The sequence below is a fragment of the Deinococcus hopiensis KR-140 genome (genome assembly GCF_900176165.1).
Lineage (GTDB): Bacteria > Deinococcota > Deinococci > Deinococcales > Deinococcaceae > Deinococcus > Deinococcus hopiensis.
Map to the genome: position 1 here is coordinate 380,822 of NZ_FWWU01000006.1, position 25,526 is coordinate 406,347.

Genomic DNA, 25,526 nt, shown 5'->3' on the forward strand with positions numbered 1-25,526 from the left:
TTCTCCCCGCTGCACATTCAAGTTTGCTCGCCGGGCCCCGTCAAAAAGAAGTCCGCACTTTGACACATGCGCTAGGTGCCGCAGAACGTGCGGTAGCAGGCCGTTGCCTCTGCGGGGGCCGGTTCGGTGTATTCGGCCTGATCCGGCGCTCCGTCGTAAGGCCGCCTGAGTGCCGCCAGCAGGCGGCGGAATGGGGCGAGATCTTCCCGTTCGGAAGCCGCTGCCAACGCTTCCTCCACCCGGTGGTTGCGTGGGATCACCGCCGGGTTGACGCGGCGCATGCGCTCGGCCCGGACGCTCCATTCCGTGGCATGCCCGCCCCCGCTCTCCGCGCGTGACCGCCAGCGGTCCAGCCACGCGCCCGGCACCTGCGGCTCCGGGAACAGGGAGCGCAGCGGCGTCTCGTCGCCGCCCGCCGCGTCTGCAAGTCGGCGCCACCCGAGGGTAAAGTCCACCCGGTGTTGGTACAGCAACGTCAGCCAGTCTGCTGCGAGCGCGCGGTCCGCCTCATCGTCGCCCCCTTGCAGGCCCAGCTTCTCCCGCTGGCCTTTCAAAAGCGCGTCGGCGTACCACCCGGGGAAGGCGCCGATCACCTCGGTCGCCTGGCCGATGGCCCTCTTGACGGCGCCCTCGCTCTCCTCTCCGGCGATGAGCGGCAGCAGGGTCTCGGCCAGACGGGCCAGGTTCCAGCGCGTCACCAGCGGCTGGTTGCTGTAGGCGTAGCGGCCACCCTCGTCGATGGAGCTGAACACCGCGTCCGGGTCATACGCTTCCATAAAGGCGCACGGTCCATAGTCGATCGTCTCGCCGGAAATGGTGACGTTGTCGGTGTTCATCACGCCGTGAATGAATCCGACGTTCATCCACCCCGCAACGAGGGCCGCCTGCCGCTGGGCCACGCGCTGCAACAGGGCGAGGTACTGGCCCCCGGCGCTTCCGACGAGGTCCGGGTCATGCCGGGCAATGGCGTAGTCGGCAAGCTGCCGCACCCGTTCTGTTTCGCCGCGCGCGGCGAAGAACTCGAAGGTGCCCACCCGCAAATGGCTCGCCGCCACGCGGGTGAGAACGGCGCCGGGCAGAGGCTGCTGGCGGTAGACTGGCTCGCCTGTGGCCGCCACGGCAAGCGCGCGCGTGGTGGGAATCCCCAGCGCATGTATGGCCTCGCCGATCAGCACCTCGCGCAACATGGGGCCGACGGCCGCCTTGCCGTCGCCCCCCCTGGAGAACGGCGTGCGGCCCGAGCCCTTGAGCACGACGTCGTGGCGGCGTCCAAGCGGGTCGATGACCTCCCCCAGCAGCAAGGCGCGCCCGTCGCCCAGCTGAGGGGAGAAGCCGCCGAACTGGTGGCCGGCATAGGCCTGGGCGAGCGGTTCGGCCCCCTCAGGTACCTGGTTGCCAGCAAAGATCGCGGCACCTTCTGCCCCGTCCAGCGCTTCCGGATCCAGCCCCAGCTCAAGCGCCAGTTCCCGGTTGAAGAACAGCAGGGCCGGTGAAGGAACGGAAGCCGGCTTCCAGGGCGTGTAGAAGCCCTGCAGGTCCCGCGCATAGGTGTTGTCAAAGCGGAAAATGGAGGCCGACATGTCAAACAGTCTGACGCCTGCCCAACGCCTTGCCGGACCCAGCTCACAGTTCTGATTCTTAAGGCGCGGAAGTGGAAGGCCTGGACCACCCTGTTGTGCAGGTTCCCCTCACGGCCAGAGCGGCGAACGCCACACCGGCGTACCGCCCCTCTCCCCCGGAGTGGCGGAGGGTGGTGGCGGGTCTCGTCCAGTTCAGCCCCCACATCCAGCGGTGCGTCCATGCGCCAGGCCAGCAGCAGCGCCGGAGCGGGGCAGCATAAGGACTCCGGTTCATCCCTGACGAAACCACGGGCCAAGCTGGGCGGACGTGCAACGCTGCGCCGCAGAGCGCCCAGGAAAAACGGCGACACAGAGGCGCCGAAGCCCCGGAGCGGACGTAATGGATGCTCCGGAAACCATATAGGGCGGCGCCGCGGGCCGGGGCCAGAGTTGTTGCAGCCCGTCGGGTTTCAGCAGGGCCTCCAGGCGCGGCCCAGTTGTCACCAGGCCCAGGTGTCGCCAGGCCCTGTGGCCGCCCAGGCAGGCACCTCCGGAGGTGCCCGGGTCTGCTCGCCTGCCAGGCGGTGCGCCGCTCCCAGGTCCACACCCCGACGGCGTGCCCCGAACCCGTCGGGTACGGCTCCGAAAGATCCAGGGCGGGTGAAGGTTGAGGCGCATTCCATCACGATATTCAGGACTGAACCGTTACAGTTGAAGACGTTCCACAATTTGACCGGCCGCGTGTTGCCGGAGGATCCGCTTTCCCAACCTTCCCGTTGGGAAACGCTTTCGTTGGCCCTGGACGTGGGTCCAGCCGAGTCGCAGCGCCTTTTGCAGGTGAATACAGGGACAGCCCCCGGCAGCGCTCGCCCTGGCCCAGTCAGGCCCTTGCGGGGGAGACAGAGAGGATCACCGCCGGGCGGCCTTATTCCATGGGGCCCGGTCTGGAGCGCTGCCCGGCAAAGGGACCACACTCTGCGCGTGGGAGATGGCCTTGTCGGCGGACCCACGGCCGCGCAACCATTCAGGAGGACCACCAGCCCAACAGCGCCTCGCCCCACTCTTGGTGGGCCGCTGTGCGCCTTCTCCGGAGCCGCTGCCCTCAGCCGGGCGAAACAGGAACGGGCGCCGCTGCGTCGAGCAGGTCTTCCGCCTTCAGCTCCTCCCACAGGGCCGCCGGGACGGAGGTCCGCAGGAAGGCCAGATTCTCCTCCACGCGCTCCGGAACGCGCCCAGCGATCAGAACGCTGGCCACCACCGGATGCGCGAGGGGAAACTGCAGCGCCGCCGCCTGAATCGGAACGCCGTGCCGCGTGCACACCGCCTGGATGGCCTGGGCGCGGGCGAGCGCCGCGTCGGGTGCAGGCGCGTAATTGTACCGGGCCCCCGGATGTGGACTGGCGAGCAGGCCGCTGTTGAACACGCCGCCGATGACCACCTTCACGTCCCGCGCCGCGCAAAGCGGCAGGAACTCCCGCAGCGGCTCCTGTTCGAGCAGGGTGTAGCGTCCCGCGAGCAGAAAGAGGTCGAAGTCGCCTTCCCGGATCAGCTCCGCGGGCATCTGCCACTGGTTCATACCCGCGCCGAAGGCGTGGATGACGCCCTGCTCGCGCAACTCGTGCAGGGCCCGGTACGCTCCGCCCATCAGTTCACGCGTGCCGACGCCCACAGCGTCCGGATCGTGAATCAGCAGGATGTCCACCCGGTCCACGTTCAGCCGCTTCAGGCTGTCCTCATGCGAGCGCATCACGCCGTCGTACGAGTAGTCGTATGTGACGTTCCTGGCCGTCCGCACCTTGAAGCCCCGGGTGCCGTCCGGTTCGAGCTGGGTCGGATGCGGCGGGATGTCCTCGCGGAGCAGTCGGCCCACCTTGGTGGAGATTGCGCTTCCTTCCTGGCCGTGCAGGGCCTGTCCCAGGTGCTCCTCTGCGGTGCCGTAACCGTACCAGGGAGCCGTGTCGAAGTACCGCAGGCCCGCCTGCCACGCGGCCCGCAGCACCGCCTGCGCCTGTTCGTCGGGCACCGGTTCGTACAACCCCCCGATGGGTGCTGTTCCAAAGCCCAGCCGTGGGAGACTCAACTCGGTGGTGCCAATCTGGACGCGTGCCGCGGGATCGGTCATGCCCCTGTTGTATCCCTCCCGGGGGTGTGGGCCGTGGGTCAAGTGGGGGTGTTGTCTTCAGGTTCGGGCTGGAACGCCCACCCAGGGAAAGGGGTGTATTCGTCCTGCAAGGGCCAGGTCCGGCCGAAGTGGATTCGCCGCCGCTGGGCCGTCACTGCCTGCCCAGTGACGGGATGCAAGCCCTCCTTCCCGGAGTCTCCCGGTACGGCCCGGTCCCCCTTCACGGCCAGGCCAAGACCCCGTTGAAGTTGGCGCCCCGCCGATTCACCTGTTCTTGAAGGCGTGGACTGCGCGTCCAGCGGGGCCTGCGGGGTGTCCCCGGCGCGTCCCGCCACCGTATCCTTCACTTTATGCCATTCGTCCCCCCCTTCGCCCGGCTGTTCACTGGCTTCTTCTTGGCTGGAGCGGCGTTCAGCCTGGCGCCACCTTTGCGGGAGGGGGTCATGACGCACCTCCTTGTTGCGGCAAAATGGTGGTATGAAGACGTGCCGTGAAGAAGTACTCGCTGTTGCTCGCATCCTCGTCAAGCAACGCGCAGACGGCACCTTTACCGCTCAGGAGATCGTCGCCGCCATGCGCGAATACGGCACCAAGCACCTTGACACCACCATCCGGCGTCACGTCTCCACCGAGATGTGCATCAACGCGGTTGGACCGAACGCTGCCAAGTACCACGACTTCGAACGTGTCGAACGGGGACGCTTCAAGCTGTTGTAAGCCCCCGCGCCCGCATCAGCGTGGCCAGACGGCCGGCGCGAGGCCAGTGCGCGGAATCACAGGTCACTGCGACCCTCATGCCAGTCATTGGCGAAAATCGAGACTAAGCTGAATAGAAGATGCCCAGGTATCAGTCTGAAATTCTCGGTGTGATGCAAAGTCTGCAAGGGCAACGCGCAGATGACTCGGCCATTGTCGCCGACATCGTGGTCGAGATGTGCAGGCGGTACCCCCTGAAATCCAGCGCAACGTTCCGCACTGCCGTCAGCAACATGTACCGCGCCCACGTTATTGAGCGTGTTGGAAAGGGCCTCTACCGCGCGACCTCAGGCTGACCCCCGGGGAGGCGTGCCGGGCAGCGTGGGCGCCGCGAGGCGGCGCCCACCCCTTGACCACGCCGTACGGGTAGAAACAGGAGCCACCGCGTTCACCTGAACGGCTGACGCTGCACGTACCGGAAACCCTGGAACGTATACGGTTTGCGAATCATCCGTTCGGTCCCCTCCGCTTCGGTGATTCCACGCTTCCGGGTCACCGTTGTTCCTGCACGCTCTGCGGCGCCGCGTTGCACGTCCGCCCAGCTTGGCCCGTGCGTTCATCAGAAATGAACCGGAATCCTTCTCAGCGCGTGCCCTGGAACGCCAGCACCCTCAACAGACCGTACGTACAAAAGACAGTGAAGAAATCCAGCCCCGGCATCTCCATGGAACACGCAGCGGATTTCACGGTGCTTTGAGCGCAGTGGTCACCGAATACGTCACCCAGGGCATGTACCGCATCCAGAAAGGAGAGGGGCGAGGGCGTCGTGAGGCTCCCGACCCGTCGTCTGGAAGCTCTAGCGCCCAGCCGTCTAGAAGAAGAATTCTTAGAGCGGCGTTCCTGTGTAGAGTGTCCAGCATTATGAACTCTTTTCACAAGAAATACGCGTCTGAAATTCTTGCCCTTGTCAAAGAACTGCAGGATCGACAACTCACGAACACCGTTTTGATAGGCGACCTGATAGAGAACATCCAAAACCGCTACCTCAATGCGTCCACACAAGCCATTGGCAGCGTCCTCTCCGCTCTGGAGAGGGATGGCTGCCTCAGCCGTCCGGGCACCGGGCTTTACCGCCTGCCACACTACTGAAGTCGGCATCACTCCGCTTCTTCCAGCGCCGCCAGGAACGCCGGAACGCAAAGCCCCGCCAAGAGAAAAGCGGCCGGCTGTACCCCTGCGGGTAAACCCACGCCAGATGCGGTGAAGTCCCCAGGCGGCCTGGCGTCGGCCGCTGTACCCCTGCACCTCGCAGCAGGCGAGGCAGCGGGCGCGGGATACCGTGCGGAGGCACGGACAATGCCGCCTCGCCCTTCTCCCCGCAAGTGGTGCAGCCGCGCTTCCCTGCCTTCCAGATGGGTTCGCAGCGCCAGAACAGCAGCGGGCCGGTTTTGCATGTACGCCGGTGTATCGGGACGTACCTCCCAGAGTCGGTCCCGGGGCAACGATGCGAACCGGGTCCGGTGCCAGCTCGGCGATCCGGTAGAGCGAGGGCAGCACGGGGCGCCCATAGACAGAAGGCATGTCATAAAAATGAAGGAACCATTAACTACGCTGGAGGCATGCAGCAACCGTTCTACGAATACGGCGCTGAACTCCTGACGCTGATGAAGGAGGTGCAGAATCGCCACCCCGATAGCCCCGTGGTGATTGGTGATCTGCTGGAGCTCATGCGGCCCCGACATCCTGAGGCAACTGCAAGAGCCCTTCGTAGCGCCGTCTGCACGCTCAAGCGAGAAGGGCTTGTTGAACATCAAGGCCCCGGCCTCTACCGCTTTCCCCCACTAAATCCGGAGTCACGGCGCACCGCCTTCTTGACCTATGGCGACGCGGCGTGTCAACCCGTGCCGAACTTCCTTGAGCCTCCACTCCACGGTTTCCCCGTGTACTGGGTTGCGCACTCCATGAGGCGCTCCCCGTACCCTCAGCACGTGCCTGAGCCAGCAGGTTAGCAGCCCGCCTGCCCCCAAGCACCCCCTCCTCCAGCAACGTCTCGCGCCACTCCTGGTCCATACGGTGTGCGGGTCATCCGTTTCGTCCCCTCTGCTGCGCCGCGTTGCACGTCCTCTCCGCTTCGGTGATTTCACGCCTCTACGTCACCGTTGTTCCTCCACGCTCTGCGGCGCCACGTTGCACCTCCGCCCAGGTTGGCCCGAGATTTCATCAGAAGTGAACCGGAATTCTTGGCAGCCCCGCTTCGGCGGGGTTTTCCTGGCCAGGAGGTGGGCTTGTGCCGAAGAAAGCACCCAAGCGCGCCTGCCACCATCTTGAGCAAACTCCCCGACGCGCGCCGTGCCCACCCCACAGGCCAGGAACGGTGTGGTCCGAAGAGGACCATATGGAAAACGTTTGAGCAGCAGGACAGGAGCAGAGAGCCGTTTTCTCTGCGGGAGCCCGGCCCCGGACTTGCGCTGGTGCTGCGAGCCTTGGGCCGAGCGACAGGATGGGCCGGTGATCTGAAGCGGAACACATTATTAAGCCTCCATAAGGCCTACGCTTTGGAGGCCAATGAAGCACTTGAAGCCCGAGGAGCTTGTCTCCTACTTTTACTTTGCACAGCCCGAAAAGTCGAAGCGCTTCAGCGAACTGGACTTCGTTCGCCTCATTGATGATCTGGGGGTGGAAACTGCAAATGAGTTCAAAGCAATTATCGTTCGCCACCTTCACGAGGGGCGCAACCTCCACGTGATCCAAGCCCTCCTCGCTGCCTGACGTAAACTGATTCCTGATCAATCTGCACACCGTCCCAAGGGGCGGTGTGCAGGTTATTTGTCCAAATGGAGCCGTAGGGGGTGCGCTTCCATCCGCGGCTCCATTCTCCCCGGTTGCGCATTCACGTTCGCTGGGCTCGGTCAAAAGGAGTCTCCCTTTTGACAAATTCTCTGGACGCCTTCCGGTTTGTCACGAAACAGACGGAACCCGTTTCTCTCCTGCTCGCTCTGCTTAGCGCAGTGGGCCTTATTGAGGAGGCAAGCGGTAGAGGCTGGGACCAAGATGCTCGATCAACCCTTGCCGTTTGAGCCTGCTGACGGCTGTTCGGAGGGTGTCTCCCGTTATTTCGGGATGCCGCCGACGCATCAGGTCCAGCACATCTCCACTCAGCACGGTGGCGTCGGGACGGCGGCTCTGCAATTCCTGAAACAGGGTCAGGATCTCAGCGCCGTATTTTTTGGACGATTGCGGCATACTCACAGTATATTTAATAAAATCTTCATCTCTGTAAATTTCCTTAAACGCGGCGCTGTCTCATGACGCCCTTGCTGTCTTCAGGCCCTTTGAACGCGAATGTCGGCGGTATCGCACAGATCTTCCGTTACTTTCCAGGTATCAGCGGAGCCAATCAGGACGTCGCCGACCTCCCTCGACAGGGCCAGTTCGGTTTGTCCGTCGGGCTGACGCTGGGTGTGGAGGATGTAGGCGTTGGGCAGGAAGTAGTCCATGTGCACAGCTTAATAAAAACTCAATTTAAGGACGGTCCCCGGTTTTTGAGAGGCAGTCCTTCGCGAGGCCCTTCCTCTCTGACCGTCTGGTCAGGTTGATGTCGGTGCGTGCCAGTGATGCGGAAAAGAAGCCGCTGGAACAGGTGCGCACCATGCTCGAATCCGACAGGTGTGTCTCAGTGCCTGTAGCGCAGCCAGAAGCCGAGGGATTATTGGTTGCCTACCCCAGGCAGCCTTCAGGCGGGAGGTACAGGCCCTTTCTCCAGCGCTGCGGCGTGACTTGAAACGGCTGTGCGTGACTGCCTTGAGTCCTGACTCCAAACGTGGCATCGCGTAGAGCTGAGGCCGGGAGTTTTGGCCTGCACAGTGCCGGAGCTTCGGGCGTTGATCCAGGAATACGGTCCGATGGAGCAGCAGCGCCCTCGTCTTCGGAGCAAGTGCGGCTGCACAAGAGCGGGGACACGCACACGCTGATCGGCCCAGCCAAGCGCAAAGAGGGCGGGGAAGTGTGGGCGGAGTCCGTCCAGAACGCCTAGAGCTGGCGCTTCAGCCGTGAGACCTGGGACTTCGGGACGGCGTTCGGGCGGCTGGGAGGCGGTGCTCAATGACCTCGCCTGTTTCAGACGACGTCCACTTGCCTTCGGGGAACGCCATCGCGGTGTACTGCGCAGTCCGGGACGGGGATGAGCATGGATGGAGCATCGCGGAGGCCTCGGGCGCACCGCTGGGGAGCGTTTACGCCTTGCTGACCCACCTGGAAGCGCAGGGCACGCTGGAAGGCAGGTGCGAAACGGCCGTTGACCTGCCCTTCCTGCCCACCCAGCCCGGCGCCTGTACGAAAGGGGGCGGGTGCAGGCCCGCCCCAATGGTCAATTTATAACGAAACTTTGTGTGTGGTGGATCAAATCCATCGCATGGACTTGACCAGAGATCATGACATTGTTACTTGGCAGATGCCTTTCGAATGGCCTTCAACAGATCGCTGATTGCTTGGACCGTATGGATCGAAGCCTTACGAACGTCTTCGTCCTTACTCAAGTGGGCCAGCTTGCCAGCAAACCGCCTGGCCAGTTCCAGTGCTGCCTCCAACCCCTTACCTTTTGCCGAGCGAGTCATGTACCTATTCTCGCAAGAGCACAGTTCCAACAGAGAGGCAACACATGAACGCCATGCCTACCTCTCAGGGTAATACTTTAGCCCCCGAGGAACGCGCTGACCTCGCCCAGTTAGAGGGCTGCATTCGTTCCGGCTGGCAAGGGGTCGTGGCCGTTGGGAGTCCCTGCTGACCATCCGAGAGCGCCGCCTGTACCGCGCCGAGCACAAGACCTTCGGCGATTACTGCGAGGCCGTGTGGGGCTGGTCTCGGCAACGTGCCCAGCAACTGATCGGCGCGGCGCCAACCACGCAGCTGCTGACAACCGTTGGTTGACAACCCGAGAACGAACGGCAGGCCCGCGAGCTGCGCGAGGCGGCGAAGACCATTGAAGACCCGTTGCATAGTAGAAGGGAGAGGGGAAAAATAGAGTGATGTTGCGCGTCGAGCGACTGAGCCAGCGGCCCCGTTCCTTTGAATCTTTGTGTGGGTTGAGCCCAAGTGCGTTTCAGGAGCTGGCGACCCACCTGGAACCCCTCTGGGAGAGAGCCCATCGCCGGTCCCTCCTACGGGAGGGACGGCAACGCCGGATTGGAGCAGGGCGACAGTTCAAGCTCGATGTTCCTCACCGATTGCTGCTGACCCTGGTCTACCTCCGCCATTCCCTTCCGATGCATCTGTTGGGTGTGCTGTTCGAGATGGATGCTGCGGGTACGAGGCCCACAACTGCATGGCGAGCCTCCTGCGAGAGGATGGGCAACTGACACCAGCACCAGGAACGCGCTACACGCGATGCCGCCGCTGCGCTGACGCTGGCGGTGCAGATGCTGGGCGAACAGGCAGAAGGACCGCTCCGCGTGATACAAGAGGGGGTGCAGCGATTGACCATCACGGCTTGCTGGTTTGGAACAAAGATCTCACCGTTTTTGTAGAGTCCGAAAAGAGTCGCAGTACCTTAAGCAAAGGAGAGATACTTCTGTACCCGGTGACAATTACGCCAGAATATGAGCGTTATGGTCTAGGCATTCATACCAGTCCAGGGAAGCTGGTCCCCGCTTAAAGAGCGGGGGTTTTTCTTGTGGCGTCAGTTTCTTGTAAGGAAGCTCTGATTGCGTTGCGGAGGTCCTCATCGTCATATCCCAGCCGAGTGAAACTGGAATACCGCCCTGCTGAAAGGTAGGGCTTTTTCGTTGCTCGTCAGGAGGAGAGGTTCAGTGCCGCCGTTTCAAGCGACTAAAGGCGAGGAGGGCAGCGTGCACCACTTCTTCCTGAAATGCATTCACCCTGAGGCAAAGCTCCGAGGTGATGTCTTCGCCATCGAGGTGCACATGCCAGAAGTGTTCTTTGCTGCCAGCTGGACAATCCTCGCGCTGGGTGGTGGTCTTTGAAATTCGGAGCTGGTGTTTGCCTGGCTTCTGATTGAGGACAACCAAGGGCTGGGGCACGGGTCCACTTTAGTCCACACCTGCGCTGCTGTCCTTGAAAAACAGTACAGGGATTGGACGTGACTTGCTCTGTCGAAGAAAGCCAGCAAGCGAGCTCGTCGCCGTGGCCTCCAACGGCATCTCCCGGATGTGCGCGGGGCGTACTTCATGGCTCAGGAACGGCGTGGCCGAGAGAAGACCACGCCGCGAACGTTCGAGCGTCAGTGTGTTCAGGAACCGTTCTACCTGGGCGGGCTGGGGTGAGCGCCGGTGCTGCGGGGGGTGAGCCTCGAGCCCAGGGATGAAGCCAGGACGGTGATCAAAACAGTCCTTTATCCCAAAATTCAGCAGCCATAAGAAGCATGGCTTTAGGAGCCACGCCAATACTCCCGGCAACGTCCGTCACGTCTTTGCCAACGGCAAAGACGTGGTACTCACCGTACTCGTCTTCAAAAATCTCCAAATTCCCGTTGGGGTGATCCGGCATGTGCGCTACACGTTCCACGTTTCCACCCTACACCTGAGGAGGTAACTGCACCTATGCAAAGCGACACACCCACAACTGCCGAGGGGCTGGGTGCGGCCCTCTCCGGCAAGGACCGGGTGCTGACCGATGCCTACCTCGCTAAAGTGCGTCTAAAAAACGTGCTGGAACGGGTTTTACTTATCCACAGGATGGAGGGATGATAGGGCGGAGGTGGTGCGCGCATGACACGGGCGTCCCCCCAAACAATCTCACCGATGCCGGGTGGAACGTCCTCCAGCCACTGACCTCTCCTGAAGCTGTTGTGGGCCGATGCCACAAGTGGTCTTTGCAGAAATTCTGGACAGCATCTTCTCTGTCCTACACGCAGGACGTCGCCTGGCGGGGTACGGCCTCATAATCTCTCCCCCTGGCAAACAATCGACCACGCGCACAGGATAAGGAGGCGGCAAGGCGTGTGGGAAGCGTTGCAGACCAAATTATTGGTACTCCGTTGACTGGCGGGAATCTGATGGATGGCGCCCGTATTTCTGGGGTCAGGGCGGTACGGAAAGAGTGGGAATCCACCGTGTTTTTTGCCAGCAGTTTCAGACCCAACGGAGTACCATGGTACAGGATTAAGATGAGTCTAAAACGTGTTTAATCCAGGGAAAGAGGGTCAACGACTTTACTTCCTGAGGGCAATTTCTAAGTCTTTCACATTCTCTTACGATCAGATCTTCGACTTCTTGAATATTTCGAATTATTTTGTTCACCAATGGTGCTTTCAATTTCTTGACCATAGGTTCTGCTGCCGGAAGTTCAGGTGTATAGGTGGGGAATGGGAGTAGGAAGATGTTGGGAGGAATGCTGAGTTTCTTACTCATGTGCCACCCCGCTTGGTCGAGTAGAAACACAATAAGCTGTCGACCCTCAGGGTCGACAGCCCGACTGAACTTTCTCAGAGCGATCTCCATTAGTGGGATGTTGCCCGTGGGAAAGATCGGGAATTCACTTTGGCCCGTCTGAGGTTCGACGAAAATGTAGGTGTAGAGCCATTGATAACGCCGGCGTTGAGCAATCACAGGCCGTTGATCCCGAAGCGCCCAGAGGCGCTTCAACACTGGCTTAAGGTCAAAACTTCCTTCGTCCTAGATCTAAGGGCGAACTTGCTTTTCGGGGTAGGCGGCCTGAGCAAAGCTCAGCGCCGCCTCGACTTTTTTATAAATGCCCCCTGTTCTTTGGGAGAAGCCGCCTCCTTATGAGTCGGTCGAGGAACCTGAATAGTAAAGCCAAGCCTTTTCAAGTAGCCCTAAGCACAGGCCTCAGTCACTTCAATCCCAAAATGCTCCTGGATATGTATCTTGACTTTTTGCTGGTCCAGAGATCACCTGTTTCAGGTTCCCTCTCGAGAGTCTGAAATAATGCCTCTTGCTGGTCTGGGTTTAGAGCCGGATCGGACTTATTAAACTGACGCTTATCCAGAAGGGCCTGTTCGCCGTTGGCATTGTAGGCAGCAATAAACGTACTGATCGTCGTACGTGAGAAACCGGTAGCATCAATGACCTCTGGAATTGACTTTCCTTTGCTTTTAAGCCAGATGATCTGCCAACGGGAGTGCTCAATAGGACGTTTGGCTTGACGATACGCAACTTCAAGTTCTTCAAATGTATGGTGCGGAATTAGGACAGCAGCTCTTATACTTAAAATTCATTAGATTTCTTGCGAAAGTGGTGGGCGAAGCTGGCAGGGTGGAGCGAGACCGTCTGACACGCACACTGAAGATGAATCGCAAGCAGTTTCGTCGACGCACCGGGGTCTACCCGGAGACCTTTGCCGAGATGGAAGAGGTGCTGATGCGACGCGAAGGACGGAAGAAGAAGTCTGGGCGCCCAGCCGCACTCAGCGTGGCGGAACAATTGCTCAGTCACGCTGGAATTCTGGCGCGAGCAGCGTACCTTCGCGCACCTGGGTGACGACTGGGGCGTGCATGAGCATGGCGTGCACCGCACGGTGGAACGCGTGGAAGCGGCTCTGATCGCCAGTGCACGGTTCCAGATGCCCAAGAAACGCGTGTTTCAGGGAGCGCAACTCGTGCACAGCATCGTTGCGGTCGATGCAGCTGAAGTGCCCTGTGAACGGCCCAAAAAAAGCAGCGCGCTTGGTACAGCGGGAAGAAAAAGTGCCACACCCTGAAATTTCAGCTGCTCATCTGCACCGTGAAGCGCATCTTCAGCACCGCCACGAGCGCTAGAGCAGTTCATGACCTGAAGCTGTTCCGTTTGTCCGGCGTCCGTTTCCCTCACCAAACGGCGTTGATTGGAGATGCTGGGTACCAAGGCTTGTGGAGAAGCCATCAGCACGCCATCACCACGCACAAGGCGACGCTCGCGTCGCCTCTGTCCGCTGAGCAGCGCCAGGAGAACCGTGTGCTGGCCTACACCCGGCAGGGTACCCTACGTGTGATCCGCCACATGAAGATCTTCCACGTGTTGAAGGGCGTGTACCGACATCGGCGGCGTCGGTTCGCGCTCCGATTTCAGCTCATCGCGGCGCTGTGTAACCTCACACAAGCCTGTCCATCATGACTTTCGCAAGAGGCCTATTTTAGCACCGTATTACGTGAGTTGGTCCGAGCGCGAGAAGGACGTCCTGAGACACCAAGTGCTGGAATGATTGACAGCCAATCAGTCAAAACGACAGAGGCAGGTGGGCCGCGCGGGTACGACGGCGATCAGAAGGTCAGTGGACGGAAGCGTCATCTGCTCGTGGATACGCCCTGCCTCGTCATGGCGATCAAAGTGCATGAAGCGGACGTCCTTCCCCCGCGCGGGCGCGGTCCTCCTCCTGCGAGGGGGCGCCGAATGTTTTTCCCCGAATGAAGCACCTGTGGGCGGATGCGGGATACACCGGAAAATTGGCAGGAGAACAGGGAACGTTTCTCGGCTGGACGCTGGAGATCGTGAAGCATCCCTGGTCAGGCCGGCAAAGCACCTGGGCACCAAAAGACGCACCTCCACGACACGTGGAGGTGCATACGGGATTTGTGGTGTTAAAACGGCGCCGGGTCGTGGAGCGGACCTTTGCCTGGCCCTGGAAATCCAGGCGCATGGCCAGGGACGACGAAGCTCTGCTGGAGACAGCGGAGAACCTTGTCTATAAGGTGCTAATCCGCTTGATGGTCCGCCGCTTGGCAAAGGTCCACCCTGACCTTCTTCAGACGCACTTTATTTGAGGGGGCAATGACTTCATGCGCTGACCTAGGCATGCGTCCAGCAAAAGTTGGACTGTCTCGTCGCCTGAGTACAGATGCAGAGACACCTACCACGGGGGTTTGGGAGGGCAGCGAGTCCGGGGTCCAGGGCATAGAGGGTGTGCGCCAGAAAGAGCCGCCGCTGAAGAAGGCGGGGTGAACCTTTGGGGGAGAGGAGAAGTCCAGGCTCAATCGACTCAAACCTCACGCTGACCCCCAAAACTAGCCCCCGATGACAAGATAGGTACGCACGGGAGATAAGGTGCCCCATGGCCGGAATTCGCATCACCACCAAAGATGGCAAGACACACGAGCACCTCAATATGCCTCTGGCCGAAGCGCAACGCCTCCAGGAGGTCTGGAGGGAGGGGCCCGACAAGGTTCTCCTCGTTCGCAGCCCTGGTGAGGAGGAGACAGTACGGCAAAGCCTCATCACGCGAACCCAGGTTGCAACCTTCGAACTCCTTCCTTAGCCCCCCAGCAAAAGACCCCGCCCAGAAGGCGGGGTGCATCATTGAGGAGGACAGGACCTGTGCGCGCACGACTTCCAGTACGTCAGCGAGCTCAATGCACTGGCCCGTGCTGTTCGCTGCGCAAGAGCCTGCATGGGCTTGCTCAAAGCCACCTGGAAAAGGGCAGGATCACCAGGTGAAAGAATCAAAGGGCAACGCTGGAGGCATACATTGATTGGGGCTCAATGGCGCTCCAGCGCCCCTTCATCCACTTCGGACCTTCCATAGGAACAGTGATCCGCACGCCCTCCCCTGGCGCGTCACACAGGGCAGTCCAGCCTCATATGTCATGCACTCTAAAATGAATTTAAAGTATTAGAGTTGCTGCCCCTGATGGCTTGACAAATTTTATGAGGATAAGCGGAAAACAAGCGTCCAGCCGACTTCAAGCGTGACGAGGGGGGTAGGCTGAGGACGTTTTCGAACGCCCAGCGGTTCAGGATCGGGACCGCCTTGAAGGGTCAGGCGGGTCAAGATCGCCTGACCCCGGCTCAAAGCGTGTTATACGGCCCGTAGACCGATCTTGAGAGAGCTCAATCCTCTTTGCCAGTGAGGGTAGAGGACACGCCGAGTCGCCACGCTGCACGACCTGAAGTCCTTCGGACACCAAAAGCAGCGTGGCGACGGCAATGACCAGGATCAGCCGTTCCAAGCTTGCTACGTCTCGGAGCTTGGAATCCTCCAACCCAAAGAGCCCGCTTTTGTCGTCCAAAAAGCCCTCTTCAATCTGGAAGCGTTCGCCGTACTCGGCGAACGTATCGATGCGGGTTGGCTGGTCACTGACGACCTGCCACTGTTCTGGAGCGTCTGTTGGACGCCCCACCACATGAACTGGGCCGAAGTGCCGTCCAGTGAGGGTAACGTTGTGGAAACAGCGGGTTTCTCTGGGGACGAGCTGAACCTCGCCCACCTTGCACAGTCGCTGCCCCTGCGGGGCAGCGAGCAGCACATTGGATTTGATCCGGATACGGAAATGCCATCCACAGACCTGAAGCCAGGCCATCAAATGGGTGTCGCAGAATCCTCGATCTGCGAGCAGGCGGACCTGGTGTATCCCCAGGAAATCAAGCATCCCCTTGACCTCGGCCAGGATGGGCAGCAACTGCGCCGTACTCACCTGAGTGCTGGGATGCTCAAGAACTCGGGAGACGAGGGATACCGCTCGTCACCGGAACAGCACCGCCACACGAATCAGACAAAACCGTTCAAATAACATGCTGGTGTCGAGTGCCAACACCAAGGTGTGCTGGCCCCAGTCCCACAATGCGCGAGTCACGAGAGGACCATAGATCTGCCCCGGATCAATGGCTGGATTGTCCAGCCACCGACGGTAGCGGCGTTCGGTGCTCTGAGCAAAGACCGCTCTGGAATGGATGTGAGGGACCCAGGCAGGCAGGGAAGGACACCCAGAGAGCAACCGGCCGGTGATCATCCATGCGAGGGTCTGCGCGTTGCGAACATCGTTCCACAGTCCGGTCTGCACGTGAGCCATAACCGCTTTGTAGCGTCGGGGAACGTCCCCGGCGGCGTTTTCGGTTCTCACAAGCAGAAAGTGCCCCCTACTGGGGACGCTTTCTCATACTTTTTGTCAGTCCCTCAGATCTGCTCGCTCAATCTGGAATAAAGCACGGGACAAGGGTACTACATGAATTGACTTGGACAGTAGGAATTACCAATACGAGGGACAACAAAACCTTCTCTCTTGTAGTGGGGGGGTGTCGTTGAAGCTCAGATCTAAAGGGACGTTAGGGAAAACACCTCCAGTTCTTGCCCTCGTACATGGAAAAACAGGTTGAATTCGGATTGAGGTGCAAGATGAGCAAATCACGACCTGAGCAGAACGACACCCCCGAAACAGATCACGGACATTCGGACAACATGACCAAGCACGGCGAGTGGACGCCTGAGGTGTCGGAGGCAGTCAACCGCGAACTTCGGGAAATGGCGAATGACACTGACATTTCGCCTTCAGACGCAGCGACAGAAAAGGTGGACAAGAGCGAGTTGAGCCTTCCGCAGGAACGTCGCCCCATTGACCACTGATACAGTTTCCGGATCACCAGTTCCATCCCCTCCTCTTCGCTTCGTTGATTCCACGCCTTTGTGTCACCGTTTTTCCTGCTCGCTCCGCTCGGGTCAATCCGTTATGAAATAACCGGGTGACCCAAATCCTTATGAGAACGTCTTGCGGCCGGAAAAAGCCCCTGTTGAAGAAGGCGCGGGTGAACTGCTGGGCGAGAGTGTCAATGGCGCAGTAAAAGTGATCACTTCCGGCGGAATAATTTTGACCACTCCCCCTGTGTTCAACGGCGCTTCACCTCCTGACCCGTCTCGCCGATCCCCACCAGTGCGCTGGGGAACAACCCAGATTTCTTCTTCTCCCGCAGGCGATATGACTCCCCCTTGATGTTCAACACGTGGCTGTGGTGCAACAGTCGGTCCAGAATGGCGCTCGCCACTACCGGATCTCCCAGCACTTCGCCCCAATCAGCAAAGCCCTTGTTCGACGTCAGGATCACGCTGCCCCGCTCGTACCTCGCAGCGATCAAGCCGAACAGGGCATTCGCCGCCAGGCGGTCATATGGCCACACGCCAAATTCATCGATCACCAGCAGCTTCGGCTTCGCGTAGTACCGCAGTCGATATTCCAGCCGATTCAGGGCCTGCGCTTTGCGCAGGTCCTCCATCAGTTGCCCAGCCCGCACGAACAACACGCTCTCCCCTTGTTGGATGGCCGTCATCCCCAGCCCGACCGCCAGATGCGTCTTCCCGACTCCCGGCGGTCCCAACAGGATGACGTTCTGACCATCTGCTGCGAACGACAGGGTTCCCAACTCCTTGACCAGCCGCTTGTCCACGCTCGGCTGAAAAGCAAAGTCGAACTGGTCCAGGGTCCGCAAAAAAGGCAGGCGGGCCTGTTTCAGCCGCTTCGCACGGCTGTCCTCGTCCCGGGCCATGACCTCGATGCGCAACAGGTCTGCCAGAAAATCCGCGTACGACAACTCTTTCTTAGCTGCTGCGTCCAGGCGGCTCTCCAGCAAGCTTGCCGCATGCGGCAAGCCCAACGCTTCCAGCTCCTCCCGGCAGCGTTCGACGACCATCATGCTTCCTCCTCCCGAAAGACAGTCGCCAACACCTCTTCCAGCGTCGCCGTGGTGCCGACTGCGACCAGCGCGTCGTACTCAGCCAGGGACCGCTGTTCGACCTCCATCTCCGGCAAGCCTTCGGTCTGGGATGCCAGTAAGGCGCGCCGCCGTGGTGCATCGTCACCCGGTACAGGCAGGCCGTCGTACTGCGCTTCCACCAGGAAGCGCGCTCCTCGCTGGGCGGACCGTGGATGGACAGCAATCCGGGTGGAACCGCTGAACACCTGCACTTCCAGGTTGTTGGCCTGCACGTCGACGGTCTGTCCGGCATAGCGCCAGGGGACGCCGTAGAAATTCCCACCGTACGATACGAACCCGTCCCAACCGACTTTGCGGGGTTCCCGCACGAACACCGATAAAGATTCCAGTGAAGGTAAGGGTCTGAAGGCAGGCCGTTCCACCACAAGTCGCTCGCAGGGCTTTTCGCGGGTGGTACCGTGGGTTCTGACGTTCGCCACATGGTCAAGCCAGTGCCTGGCTTGACGGTTGAGATCGGCATCGTCCACGAACTTCGCGCCTAGCCAGAAGTTCTTCTCGACGTACCCGACGCCGCTCTCCACCTTGCCCTTGGTGCGTGGTCGGTAGGGGCGGCAGAGCCGAATGGCAAAGCCAAGCCGCAAGGAGAAATCCAGGAACTGGGGATTCCAGACCGGCTGACCGGCCTCGTCGCGTTCCAGCACAACCTGCTTGGTGTTGTCGTACAGGATGGTCTGGGTCATTCCGCCGAAATAGGCGAACGCGTTGAGGTGGCACCGGATGAAGCTGGCCGTGTCGGCCTTGCGGATGAACTCGACGTACAGCGCGCGGGACCATCCCAGCACCATCACGAAGGCCCAGATGGACCGGGTCTGCCCCTCCAGGTTGATGTAGCTGTACCGTCCGAAATCGACCTGGGCCTGTTCCCCTGGATCGGTCTCGAAGCGAGTGGTGACACGGCTGGCGGACACATGTGTCCGCCGAAATGGGCGCACGAAGTCCTTGACCACCGTGTACTGCCCGTTGTATCCCCGCTCCTGGACCTCGCGGAACAGCACCACGGCGCTCAGCACACCCTGCTCAATTCGACCGGTGAGGTAGGGGATGTGCGAATCGAGCTTGCTTCCCTTCTTGCGACGCGATTTGGGTTGGGGTAGGCCGGGATCTCGCAGGTACTTCTTGACGGTGTTGCGGCTCAGGTCAAGTTGACGGGCGATCCCACTGACGGTCTGACCAGCGGCCTTGAGTTCGATGATGCGTCGCACCTGTGCGCCTCCGAGCATGTAGACCTCCGATTCGCGATGAATCGTAGGCCGGAGAGGTCTCCTTCCTCGGAGTGGTCAAATTTGTCCCGCCCTTCCTGGTCATTTTTATCCCGCCATCGTCAAGAGAAGGGAGATGAGTAAAATTCTGCTCTATAATCCACGATCCTCCGCGCCAACTCTTCGATGATGTCAGCAAGAGGATAGCTGGAACGGCCTGCAATCTCTTTAGCCAAGACGGCCAGGACGTGTATGGCCTGTAGGAGATCACCGAAAGCACAAGGATGGCCCGGTTTTGAAGCTGGGGAGGAACAGCGGCGCGCCCGTCAGAGGGTGTTCAAAAGCTCCAGCCATAGCCACTGGGGTTCCCCCGATTCTGCACACTTGTGGTTAAGCCACTAAAGCTTGCCGGTCAGCTTCCTCTGGCATCGAGTACCCCAGAGTCGAGTGCAGCCTCTTTCGGTTGTAATAGACCTCGATGTACTCGAAGATTGCCCGCCTGACCTGTTCACGGGTTTCGTAGACCTGATCATCAACCAATTCACGCTTCAGGGTCTCAAAAAAGCTTTCTGAGACAGCATTATCCCAGCATTCCCCCTTGCGACTCATACTGCAGATCATGCCCCGCTGAATCAGCGGGGTCTGGAACACACCGCTGGTGTACTGACTCCCCTGGTCACTGTGATGCAGCAACCCCGCAGCGGGGTTGCGCCTGTCGACGTGAAGTGCCCGGAGAGGCAGCTCGGCGGGCATGGTGGCCTCCATCGCCCAGCCCACGACACCGCGAGCATACAGGTCCAATGTCACCGCGAGGTAGAGCCAGCCTTCTTTCGTCGGGATGTAGCTCAGGTCCGACGACCACACCTCATTGAGGTTTTCTGGGCTGAATTCGCGTGCTCACAGATTCTCCGCGGCCCCCTGCCGAGAGTCACAGACGGTGGTCCTGGTCAGGCGCCTGCGAGTCCTGCCGATCAGACCCTGAGGGCGCATCAGGCGAGAAACGTGTTTCTCGCTACACGTGGTGCCCTCTCGGTGAAGGGTGGCATGAATCCGCACCGTACCGTACTTGATACACCGCTTGTATTCGTAAGCTCAGCACGGCGTCCAGGACGCTGCGCAGGGAAGGCGGCCTTCTTCGCCAGGTGTGAAAGTCACTCACCGTAACGTCCAACACGCGGCACATCGTGTCCAGACGAAACTCGCTGAGATGTCGGTCGATGAGCACGAATCTCAGCGACTTTGCTTGGCGAAGAAGGCCGTGGCTTTTTTTAGAATTTCCCGTTCCTCACGCAGAATTTCACTCTCTTTGTGGGGTCTGCAGATCTCTTCTTGTTCAGGCGTGAGAATCTGACGTCCGAGTCCGGGAAAGGCGGCGTCGCCTTGCTGGTGAGTTTCGCGGATCCAGCGCTGCAAGGTGGAGATTCCAATGCCCAGGTCTCGAGCGGCTTGGGTGACCGGCATTTCTGGTCGCTGGGTGAGGTGGACGGATTCTCGCTTCAAGTCGGTCGTGAAGGTTCTGCGCAGGGTCATGGTCGTGCCTCCTATCATCGAGGCTTAACTCCACCTGCGCAAAATCGACTGAACTCCACGTACCCATAGAGGTCCATGAGGTCGACTTCCTCGTCAAGCGTTCAAATGTCCTCGTCGTGTCCGTCCAGCTCTATCAGTACACGTTGAAGGAATTGAACATTTCCGCCCAGCCGGGCATTGAAGTCCTTCAGCAGCGCCGTCATCTGCTCGCGCTTCTCCATCGCTTCTTGACTGAATTCTCGACTGCGTTGGAGCGACTGAAACTGTTCTGTACTGGTGGTGTCGACCACCTGATTAATGGGGTGTTGTTTAAGTCGCTCCATTAATTCCTCGAACTCGTTGGTCAAGCGCTCCTGTTCTCTCAGCAACTCTGTCAGCTCCTGGATCTTCATGTTCGCTCAGTTTAGGTTCAGGCGGAGTGAGTTGAGGGGGAGAAAGCGCTGCCAAGGCCGGGACCTGCTGCGAGGGGGGAGATGAAGTCAGTGACCCCGCGTCCACGTGTATGCAGCAGGCAATACGGACTCCGGTTGAACCCCGTGCGGAGCGGTGCAGTCCGGGCAGAGCGAGAAGGAGAGAAACGGACTCCGGGTCTGGAGGAAAACACACCGGTGGTCTTCCAGTGTGTTGGCGAAACAGACGGAATCTACACACGAACGATTCCGGTTCATCAGGGGTGAAATAAGCGGCCAGGCCGAGCGGACGTGCGGCGCTGCGCAGCAGAGCGAGCAGGAAAAACGGTGACACAGAGGCGTGGAATCGCCGGAGCGGACGGAGTGGATGATCCAGAAGTCGTATGACAGCTCGAGAAAAGCTCGCGAGCGCGGGGGAAGCCTGTCCTCGGGGAAGAGGAGGTAAAGCCGTCCTGGGCCCTTACCAGACGGCCCTCTGAGAAGCATGGACCCAGAGGACGAGGCTCAAGCGCTCCGCGAGGTCCGTGCTTCTCGGGGAGACCCTGGATCATCCGGCCCGCTTCCCGGTACGCCTCCTTTCGGGACTCCACCTCAATCAAGTGAGGGCAGCGCAGCGCGTCAGGGCCGTACGGCGCGGCGGGGGCAGGGCACGCTTCACGCCGTCCTGCCTGGCCTGGTAGGTCGTGCCCGTCCCAACGCTGCGCGGCCGGCGACGCATCACCGCCAGCGCTTTCCCGCCCAGGCCCGGGTGACCCCGGCGTTCTACGCTCGTGAAAAAAGGCGCCCGCATCCGGTGCGACAAGGGGATGCGGACCGTGAAGTCAGACGGAGGACGAAAAGGCCAGGAGAGAGTGACAAATCTGAAAATAAAGAAAACCTAAACTTCTCAGATGCCTCAGAGACTTAAGGGGGACGTTCGAGTCATCGATCACTTGATCGCCGTGATGCCCGATGGGCCGATTCGCCTGCATGATTGGCTCCTGCTGCTCCCGCCTCACGTCAGCCGCAAAACGGCAACCAGCGCCGCCCCGCTCGTTGTCGCTGAACGCTTCGCGACCCGCCGGCCTGGACCCGGGGGATACTACGTCCTCACGCAAAAGGGGCAGCAAAAGCGTTTAGAAATCTGTGCCTCCCTGGGGCAGGCATCTGCTCTGCGTTTTCCCCCAGGCCCTTCGGTCTGATGGGCTTTTCCCGATCAAATGGTTTCACGCATGCCTTCACAAGCGGTCTGAAGTCCATGGAGGTCGTTCAGTACAGTGAAGTGGCTCTCGCCCTGCAGGTCAATGGCGAGACCGTTCGGACCTACCGCAGGACCGACTGGTACGTGAAGCCCGGAACTGGGCGTAAGCCGGATGAGCACGTTGAGATCTGGTGCTTGCAGGATGGGAGAGAAGTGCTGCTCAGCCGCAGGGGTACGGCGGGAGGCTGGACAGCACGCTGGCGGTGGCAGTAGGCCGCACAGCGGACTAAACTAAAGGCCCCGCCGCCTTTGTTGAGACGAACACAGACGCCGTGAACCCGGCGCTTGTCTCCCGGCAGACCGTGTGCCGGTCAGCGAACGCGCACCTGGCATTCGTGCCTGGCGCCTACGCAATTTTTACAGAACCCGGAGCGTTCACCGCCGCGGTGGGGCGACGTCTGGTTTTGTAGCCGGGGTCCCTCGTTCGCCTGGTGCCCGCGCCCTTCATGCACCTCCTGCTCTCTTCCGGCACGTGCCCGCTTCTTGAACGGTCAGGCGCAGGCGTTATTTTCCTCCCATCACGTCACCCGCTGGCAGGGGCTTGGCAAAGAGGTATCCCTGCCCGAGCGTGCACCCCAGGTTCAGGAGGATGCTTCGCTCCTCTTCGCTTTCAATGCCTTCTGCGATGGTGGTTAATTGGAGCGCGCCGGCCAGATTGATGATGGCCTGCACGAGAGGCGTTCCTCCCGAGGTTCCAGCGAGCTGTGTGACGAACGCCCGGTCGATCTTGAGGATGTTGATCGGCAACTGGGCGAGTTGGCTCAGGCTGGAATAGCCAGTCCCAAAGTCGTCAATCGAAATCGAAACCCCCAGGTTGCGCAGCGCCCGCATCTGGCCGACAGATTCGTCCACGTTGCGCATCACGGTCCGCTCGGTCAATTCAAGCTCCAGAAGTTCCGCGGGAAAGCCGGTCTCCTGCAGGCACGCCTGAACAATCTGCGCGAACTCTGGCCGTTCAAATTGAAGTGACGCCACGTTCACCGCAATTCTGAGGGGCGGGTGGCCTGCGGCAAGCCACGCGGCCCCCTGACTGCAGGCTTCGCGCAAGACCCACTCGCCAATGGGGAGGATCAGCCCCGTCTCCTCGGCAATCGGGATGAAGTGCGCCGGTGACACCCACCCCAGGTGGGGATGACGCCAGCGCAGCAGGGCTTCGACCGCCACAACTGACCCGTCTTCCAGGAAGACGACCGGCTGGTAATGGAGTTCCAGCTCCTGGAGTTCAGCGGCCCGGCGCAGGTACGAAGCGAGTTGGAAACGTTCGTAGGCACGGCGGTTCATTTCACTGCGGAAGACGGCAAAGCCAGTCTTCTGACTTTTGGCGCGGTACATGGCCAGGTCGGCGTTGCGCTGCAGGGTGGCCGCGTCCCGGCCTCCCCCAGGCACCACGCTGATGCCAATCGACGCCGTCAAGTTGAATTCCCTTTCTGGAAACACAAAGGGCCTTCCCAGCGCTTCCAGGATTCTGCGCGCCACCAGTTCTGCGCCGTCCTCTTGCGTAAAAGGCAGCAAGGCCGTGAACTCGTCGCCACTGATGCGCGCCAGGGGCGTTCCTTTTCGGACCTGGGTCTTGAGTCGGCGCGCCACCTCCTCGAGCACCGCGTCGCCCACGTGATGTCCAAAGGTATCGTTGACGCTCTTGAAATCGTCAAGATCGATAAACAAAAAGGCCAGGGGTTCCTGGTCCCCCCTGACGGCCTGCAGGGTCTCTTCCAGGCACTGGTTGAACGCTTCGCGGTTCATCAACCCTGTCAACGGATCGTGCTTCGCGTGGTGCAAAAGCTGGGCCGTGAGGTGATGGTGCTCGATCGCAACGCCAGACAGCTGGCTGGCTCGGTCCAGATGCATAATGGTCCCGTCCGCCTTTTCCAGCGGCCGCTTCCCAAACACCGCGAGCGAGCCCAGAGGCGCCGCGTGGCCGTTCGAAATGGGGACGGCGGTGCACGAACGGAAGTCGCCGGCCAGCAGCAGCGTTCGTAAATCATTGGGCGGCGTAAGCTCCTCGAGGTCCTTAACGATCACGGTGCCGCGAATCATGGAGGCGAGGGGTTCTTCATCCACTGGGAGGCCGTCCAGCGCGTCTCTCAACGCCACCGGAAGGCTTGGCGCCGCCGCCACGAACAGGGCGTCGCCTTCCTTGAGCGTGAGCGAGCAGGCGTACCCCGGCAACTGACGCTCCACCATCAGGGCCACTTGATTCAGAACCTCGGAGAGGGGCTGACCCCGAACGACCATCTCGAGAATGGTGTTGCGGTCTTCCTGGGTCCGCTCCTCTCTTTTTCGCTCGCTGATGTCCTGAAAGTACACGGCCAGCCCGCCGCGGTGTGGGTGCATATCCAGGGTAAACCAGGTGTTCAGGCCGGTGTAGTAATCCTCGTGACACACGTGCTTCTGCTCACGCATGGCCTCGCGATACCGGGATTCCCAACTGGATCCCCGCAGGTCGGGGAACGCCTCCCACAAGTCGCGGCCCAAAAGATCAGTTGCCCGCAGCCCCACCAGCCGCTCGGCCTGCGGGTTGAGGTAGGTGAGGCGCCACTCGGCGTCCAGGATGAAAAAGGCGTCGTGCATGTTCTCCAGCACTTCGGCAGCCTCGATGCTGTTCATCCCGATGCCGCCAGTGAGGGGGAGCGCCGGTTCACGCTCACGCAAAATCACCAGGACAGAACTCAGCGCGCCCTCCTGACCTCGCAACGGGGTCATCAGGACATCGCAATGATGTACGGTCGCCATGATTGCGCCGGGCAGCAGCGCCTGAAAGCGGTGGGGTTGCCCCTGCAAGACCACCGAAAGTCCCCAACGCATGGACGCCTGCGCTTCTGTAGGCAACACCTCGGTCCACAGCTTGCCCTGATCCTCAGGGTGAATTCCGAGAAGCCGGGCAGCAGCGGGATTCATCCAGGCGATCTCCTGAGCAGGACCCAGCAGGAGGAGGGCGTCCGGTGTCCCGTTGGAGACGGTGGTGAATTCTCCCACGCTGTGCTGCGTTAAACCCATGAATAACCTCGAGAAAGGCAGAGGGAAAGCCCGGAGAGCTAAGGCGTTGGTCGGGACTGCGCGCACTGTCCGGCACTTCAGTGGGCGCAGGTTTTGCTGGGTAGAGTGTAAAGCACGCGCCTTTCAGAGCGGGCGAAAGAAACGGCGGTGCGGGCAGCCAGCGTCTTGGCAGTGACGGGAGGTTGCCGCCCCCGGGCAGCCTGGCCCAGGACCGAGTGAAACCGAAGCTTGTCAGTCTCCGAAAGCCGCCACGCCCGTGTGCAATTGCGGCAAGGTGGCGAGGTCCTCGCGGAAGACACCCTCTGCGATACCTTTGCCCTCACCCAGCCTGCTCCCTCCTGAAAGG

General features: G+C 60.6%; 30 protein-coding genes and 2 pseudogenes. 14 read left to right on the plus strand and 18 right to left on the minus strand.

Annotated elements, in window-relative coordinates; all coding sequences use genetic code 11:
- Nucleotides 1-71: 71 nt before the first annotated feature.
- The 3 genes from B9A95_RS08415 to B9A95_RS31845 all read right to left on the minus strand — a co-directional run bounded on the left by B9A95_RS08415 (nucleotide 72) and on the right by B9A95_RS31845 (nucleotide 4,016).
- A complete protein-coding gene (locus B9A95_RS08415) occupies nucleotides 72-1,580 on the minus strand; it encodes a protein adenylyltransferase SelO (RefSeq protein ID WP_084046472.1) in 1,509 nt (502 codons plus the stop codon).
- Nucleotides 1,581-2,661: 1,081 nt separating this feature from the next.
- A complete protein-coding gene (locus B9A95_RS08420; RefSeq protein WP_084046473.1) occupies nucleotides 2,662-3,681 on the minus strand; it encodes an aldo/keto reductase in 1,020 nt (339 codons plus the stop codon).
- A 38-nt stretch (nucleotides 3,682-3,719) separates the two neighbouring features.
- On the minus strand, nucleotides 3,720-4,016 hold the full coding sequence (locus B9A95_RS31845) for a hypothetical protein (protein WP_139806595.1): 297 nt from the start codon (nucleotides 4,014-4,016) through the stop codon (nucleotides 3,720-3,722).
- Between the two features lie 142 nt (nucleotides 4,017-4,158).
- On the opposite strand from B9A95_RS31845, the gene B9A95_RS08425 reads away from it, so the two are divergent.
- From B9A95_RS08425 to B9A95_RS08445, 4 genes are all read left to right on the plus strand, one after another.
- On the plus strand, nucleotides 4,159-4,398 hold the full coding sequence (locus tag B9A95_RS08425) for a DUF7669 domain-containing protein (RefSeq protein WP_084046474.1): 240 nt from the start codon (nucleotides 4,159-4,161) through the stop codon (nucleotides 4,396-4,398).
- Between the two features lie 152 nt (nucleotides 4,399-4,550).
- A complete protein-coding gene (locus B9A95_RS08430) occupies nucleotides 4,551-4,733 on the plus strand; it encodes a hypothetical protein (RefSeq protein WP_139806596.1) in 183 nt (60 codons plus the stop codon).
- A 565-nt stretch (nucleotides 4,734-5,298) separates the two neighbouring features.
- A complete protein-coding gene (locus B9A95_RS08435; protein WP_139806597.1) occupies nucleotides 5,299-5,526 on the plus strand; it encodes a hypothetical protein in 228 nt (75 codons plus the stop codon).
- Nucleotides 5,527-6,942: 1,416 nt separating this feature from the next.
- Complete coding sequence (locus B9A95_RS08445; RefSeq protein ID WP_084046482.1) at nucleotides 6,943-7,146, plus strand: hypothetical protein; 204 nt, start codon at nucleotides 6,943-6,945, stop codon at nucleotides 7,144-7,146.
- A gap of 246 nt (nucleotides 7,147-7,392) precedes the next feature.
- Here B9A95_RS08445 and B9A95_RS08450 read toward each other — a convergent pair whose 3' ends face one another.
- Together B9A95_RS08450 and B9A95_RS33445 are read right to left on the minus strand one after the other, a co-directional pair.
- The gene (locus B9A95_RS08450; protein WP_084046483.1) at nucleotides 7,393-7,620 is read right to left on the minus strand and encodes a hypothetical protein; all 228 of its coding nucleotides are present in this window, start codon (nucleotides 7,618-7,620) and stop codon (nucleotides 7,393-7,395) included.
- 80 nt (nucleotides 7,621-7,700) lie between these two features.
- Nucleotides 7,701-7,874, minus strand: coding sequence for a hypothetical protein (locus tag B9A95_RS33445; RefSeq protein WP_170928526.1), 174 nt, complete (start codon nucleotides 7,872-7,874; stop codon nucleotides 7,701-7,703).
- 604 nt (nucleotides 7,875-8,478) lie between these two features.
- Between B9A95_RS33445 and B9A95_RS08455 the strand changes: the two genes are divergently transcribed.
- Nucleotides 8,479-8,754 carry a hypothetical protein gene (locus B9A95_RS08455; RefSeq protein WP_084046485.1) on the plus strand — a complete coding sequence of 92 codons (276 nt, stop codon included), beginning with the start codon at nucleotides 8,479-8,481 and terminating at the stop codon, nucleotides 8,752-8,754.
- Between the two features lie 647 nt (nucleotides 8,755-9,401).
- Nucleotides 9,402-9,731, plus strand: a complete 330-nt coding sequence (locus B9A95_RS36935; protein ID WP_084046486.1) for a transposase family protein — start codon at nucleotides 9,402-9,404, stop codon at nucleotides 9,729-9,731.
- Nucleotides 9,732-10,178: 447 nt separating this feature from the next.
- On the opposite strand, the gene B9A95_RS31850 is transcribed toward B9A95_RS36935, so the two are convergent.
- Nucleotides 10,179-10,412: a hypothetical protein gene (locus tag B9A95_RS31850; RefSeq protein ID WP_139806598.1), complete on the minus strand. Its 234-nt coding sequence runs from the start codon at nucleotides 10,410-10,412 to the stop codon at nucleotides 10,179-10,181.
- A 298-nt stretch (nucleotides 10,413-10,710) separates the two neighbouring features.
- On the minus strand, nucleotides 10,711-10,896 hold the full coding sequence (locus tag B9A95_RS31855; RefSeq protein ID WP_139806599.1) for a hypothetical protein: 186 nt from the start codon (nucleotides 10,894-10,896) through the stop codon (nucleotides 10,711-10,713).
- A 35-nt stretch (nucleotides 10,897-10,931) separates the two neighbouring features.
- On the opposite strand from B9A95_RS31855, the gene B9A95_RS33455 reads away from it, so the two are divergent.
- The gene (locus tag B9A95_RS33455; RefSeq protein ID WP_170928528.1) at nucleotides 10,932-11,078 is read left to right on the plus strand and encodes a hypothetical protein; all 147 of its coding nucleotides are present in this window, start codon (nucleotides 10,932-10,934) and stop codon (nucleotides 11,076-11,078) included.
- Nucleotides 11,079-11,492: 414 nt separating this feature from the next.
- On the opposite strand, the pseudogene B9A95_RS36940 reads toward B9A95_RS33455, so the two are convergent.
- From B9A95_RS36940 to B9A95_RS36950, 3 genes and pseudogenes are all read right to left on the minus strand, one after another.
- Nucleotides 11,493-11,993 (minus strand): annotated as a pseudogene (locus B9A95_RS36940) (transposase); the annotation flags it as partial.
- Between the two features lie 62 nt (nucleotides 11,994-12,055).
- Complete coding sequence (locus tag B9A95_RS36945) at nucleotides 12,056-12,160, minus strand: winged helix-turn-helix domain-containing protein (protein WP_084046489.1); 105 nt, start codon at nucleotides 12,158-12,160, stop codon at nucleotides 12,056-12,058.
- Between the two features lie 23 nt (nucleotides 12,161-12,183).
- Complete coding sequence (locus tag B9A95_RS36950; protein ID WP_084046560.1) at nucleotides 12,184-12,564, minus strand: helix-turn-helix domain-containing protein; 381 nt, start codon at nucleotides 12,562-12,564, stop codon at nucleotides 12,184-12,186.
- Nucleotides 12,565-12,638: 74 nt separating this feature from the next.
- Here B9A95_RS36950 and B9A95_RS35205 point away from each other — a divergent pair, with 74 nt between their 5' ends.
- The 5 genes from B9A95_RS35205 to B9A95_RS36955 all read left to right on the plus strand — a co-directional run bounded on the left by B9A95_RS35205 (nucleotide 12,639) and on the right by B9A95_RS36955 (nucleotide 14,089).
- On the plus strand, nucleotides 12,639-12,830 hold the full coding sequence (locus B9A95_RS35205) for a hypothetical protein (protein ID WP_245808196.1): 192 nt from the start codon (nucleotides 12,639-12,641) through the stop codon (nucleotides 12,828-12,830).
- A gap of 25 nt (nucleotides 12,831-12,855) precedes the next feature.
- Nucleotides 12,856-13,050 (plus strand): hypothetical protein, encoded by a 195-nt coding sequence (locus B9A95_RS35210; RefSeq protein WP_245808197.1) that lies wholly within the window; start codon nucleotides 12,856-12,858, stop codon nucleotides 13,048-13,050.
- An 8-nt stretch (nucleotides 13,051-13,058) separates the two neighbouring features.
- Nucleotides 13,059-13,442 carry a transposase family protein gene (locus tag B9A95_RS08485; RefSeq protein WP_245808206.1) on the plus strand — a complete coding sequence of 128 codons (384 nt, stop codon included), beginning with the start codon at nucleotides 13,059-13,061 and terminating at the stop codon, nucleotides 13,440-13,442.
- Between the two features lie 84 nt (nucleotides 13,443-13,526).
- Nucleotides 13,527-13,736 (plus strand): transposase, encoded by a 210-nt coding sequence (locus tag B9A95_RS36570; protein WP_342744575.1) that lies wholly within the window; start codon nucleotides 13,527-13,529, stop codon nucleotides 13,734-13,736.
- Nucleotides 13,733-14,089 (plus strand): transposase, encoded by a 357-nt coding sequence (locus B9A95_RS36955; protein ID WP_425429919.1) that lies wholly within the window; start codon nucleotides 13,733-13,735, stop codon nucleotides 14,087-14,089. Before B9A95_RS36570 ends, B9A95_RS36955 begins: the two co-directional genes overlap by 4 nt.
- Nucleotides 14,090-15,055: 966 nt before the next feature.
- Here B9A95_RS36955 and B9A95_RS31860 read toward each other — a convergent pair.
- Nucleotides 15,056-15,736, minus strand: coding sequence for a transposase (locus tag B9A95_RS31860; RefSeq protein WP_139806600.1), 681 nt, complete (start codon nucleotides 15,734-15,736; stop codon nucleotides 15,056-15,058).
- A 48-nt stretch (nucleotides 15,737-15,784) separates the two neighbouring features.
- Complete coding sequence (locus tag B9A95_RS31865) at nucleotides 15,785-16,111, minus strand: hypothetical protein (RefSeq protein WP_139806601.1); 327 nt, start codon at nucleotides 16,109-16,111, stop codon at nucleotides 15,785-15,787.
- Nucleotides 16,112-16,434: 323 nt separating this feature from the next.
- On the opposite strand from B9A95_RS31865, the gene B9A95_RS08505 reads away from it, so the two are divergent.
- Nucleotides 16,435-16,662, plus strand: a complete 228-nt coding sequence (locus B9A95_RS08505) for a hypothetical protein (protein ID WP_084046494.1) — start codon at nucleotides 16,435-16,437, stop codon at nucleotides 16,660-16,662.
- 260 nt (nucleotides 16,663-16,922) lie between these two features.
- Here B9A95_RS08505 and istB read toward each other — a convergent pair whose 3' ends face one another.
- The 5 genes and pseudogenes from istB to B9A95_RS08530 all read right to left on the minus strand — a co-directional run bounded on the left by istB (nucleotide 16,923) and on the right by B9A95_RS08530 (nucleotide 21,733).
- Nucleotides 16,923-17,723 carry an IS21-like element helper ATPase IstB gene (gene istB, locus B9A95_RS08510; RefSeq protein ID WP_084046045.1) on the minus strand — a complete coding sequence of 267 codons (801 nt, stop codon included), beginning with the start codon at nucleotides 17,721-17,723 and terminating at the stop codon, nucleotides 16,923-16,925.
- A complete protein-coding gene (gene istA / locus B9A95_RS08515) occupies nucleotides 17,720-19,006 on the minus strand; it encodes an IS21 family transposase (RefSeq protein ID WP_170928458.1) in 1,287 nt (428 codons plus the stop codon). Before istA ends, istB begins: the two co-directional genes overlap by 4 nt.
- Nucleotides 19,007-19,393: 387 nt before the next feature.
- Nucleotides 19,394-20,533: pseudogene (locus tag B9A95_RS08520) on the minus strand (IS3 family transposase).
- Nucleotides 20,534-20,634: 101 nt separating this feature from the next.
- Nucleotides 20,635-20,925 (minus strand): hypothetical protein, encoded by a 291-nt coding sequence (locus tag B9A95_RS08525; protein WP_084046496.1) that lies wholly within the window; start codon nucleotides 20,923-20,925, stop codon nucleotides 20,635-20,637.
- 613 nt (nucleotides 20,926-21,538) lie between these two features.
- Nucleotides 21,539-21,733, minus strand: a complete 195-nt coding sequence (locus B9A95_RS08530; RefSeq protein ID WP_084046498.1) for a Y-family DNA polymerase — start codon at nucleotides 21,731-21,733, stop codon at nucleotides 21,539-21,541.
- Nucleotides 21,734-22,180: 447 nt separating this feature from the next.
- On the opposite strand from B9A95_RS08530, the gene B9A95_RS08535 reads away from it, so the two are divergent.
- Nucleotides 22,181-22,396: a hypothetical protein gene (locus tag B9A95_RS08535; protein ID WP_084046499.1), complete on the plus strand. Its 216-nt coding sequence runs from the start codon at nucleotides 22,181-22,183 to the stop codon at nucleotides 22,394-22,396.
- Nucleotides 22,397-22,687: 291 nt separating this feature from the next.
- On the opposite strand, the gene B9A95_RS08540 is transcribed toward B9A95_RS08535, so the two are convergent.
- Nucleotides 22,688-25,180 carry a sensor domain-containing protein gene (locus B9A95_RS08540; RefSeq protein WP_084046501.1) on the minus strand — a complete coding sequence of 831 codons (2,493 nt, stop codon included), beginning with the start codon at nucleotides 25,178-25,180 and terminating at the stop codon, nucleotides 22,688-22,690.
- Nucleotides 25,181-25,526 lie beyond the last annotated feature (346 nt).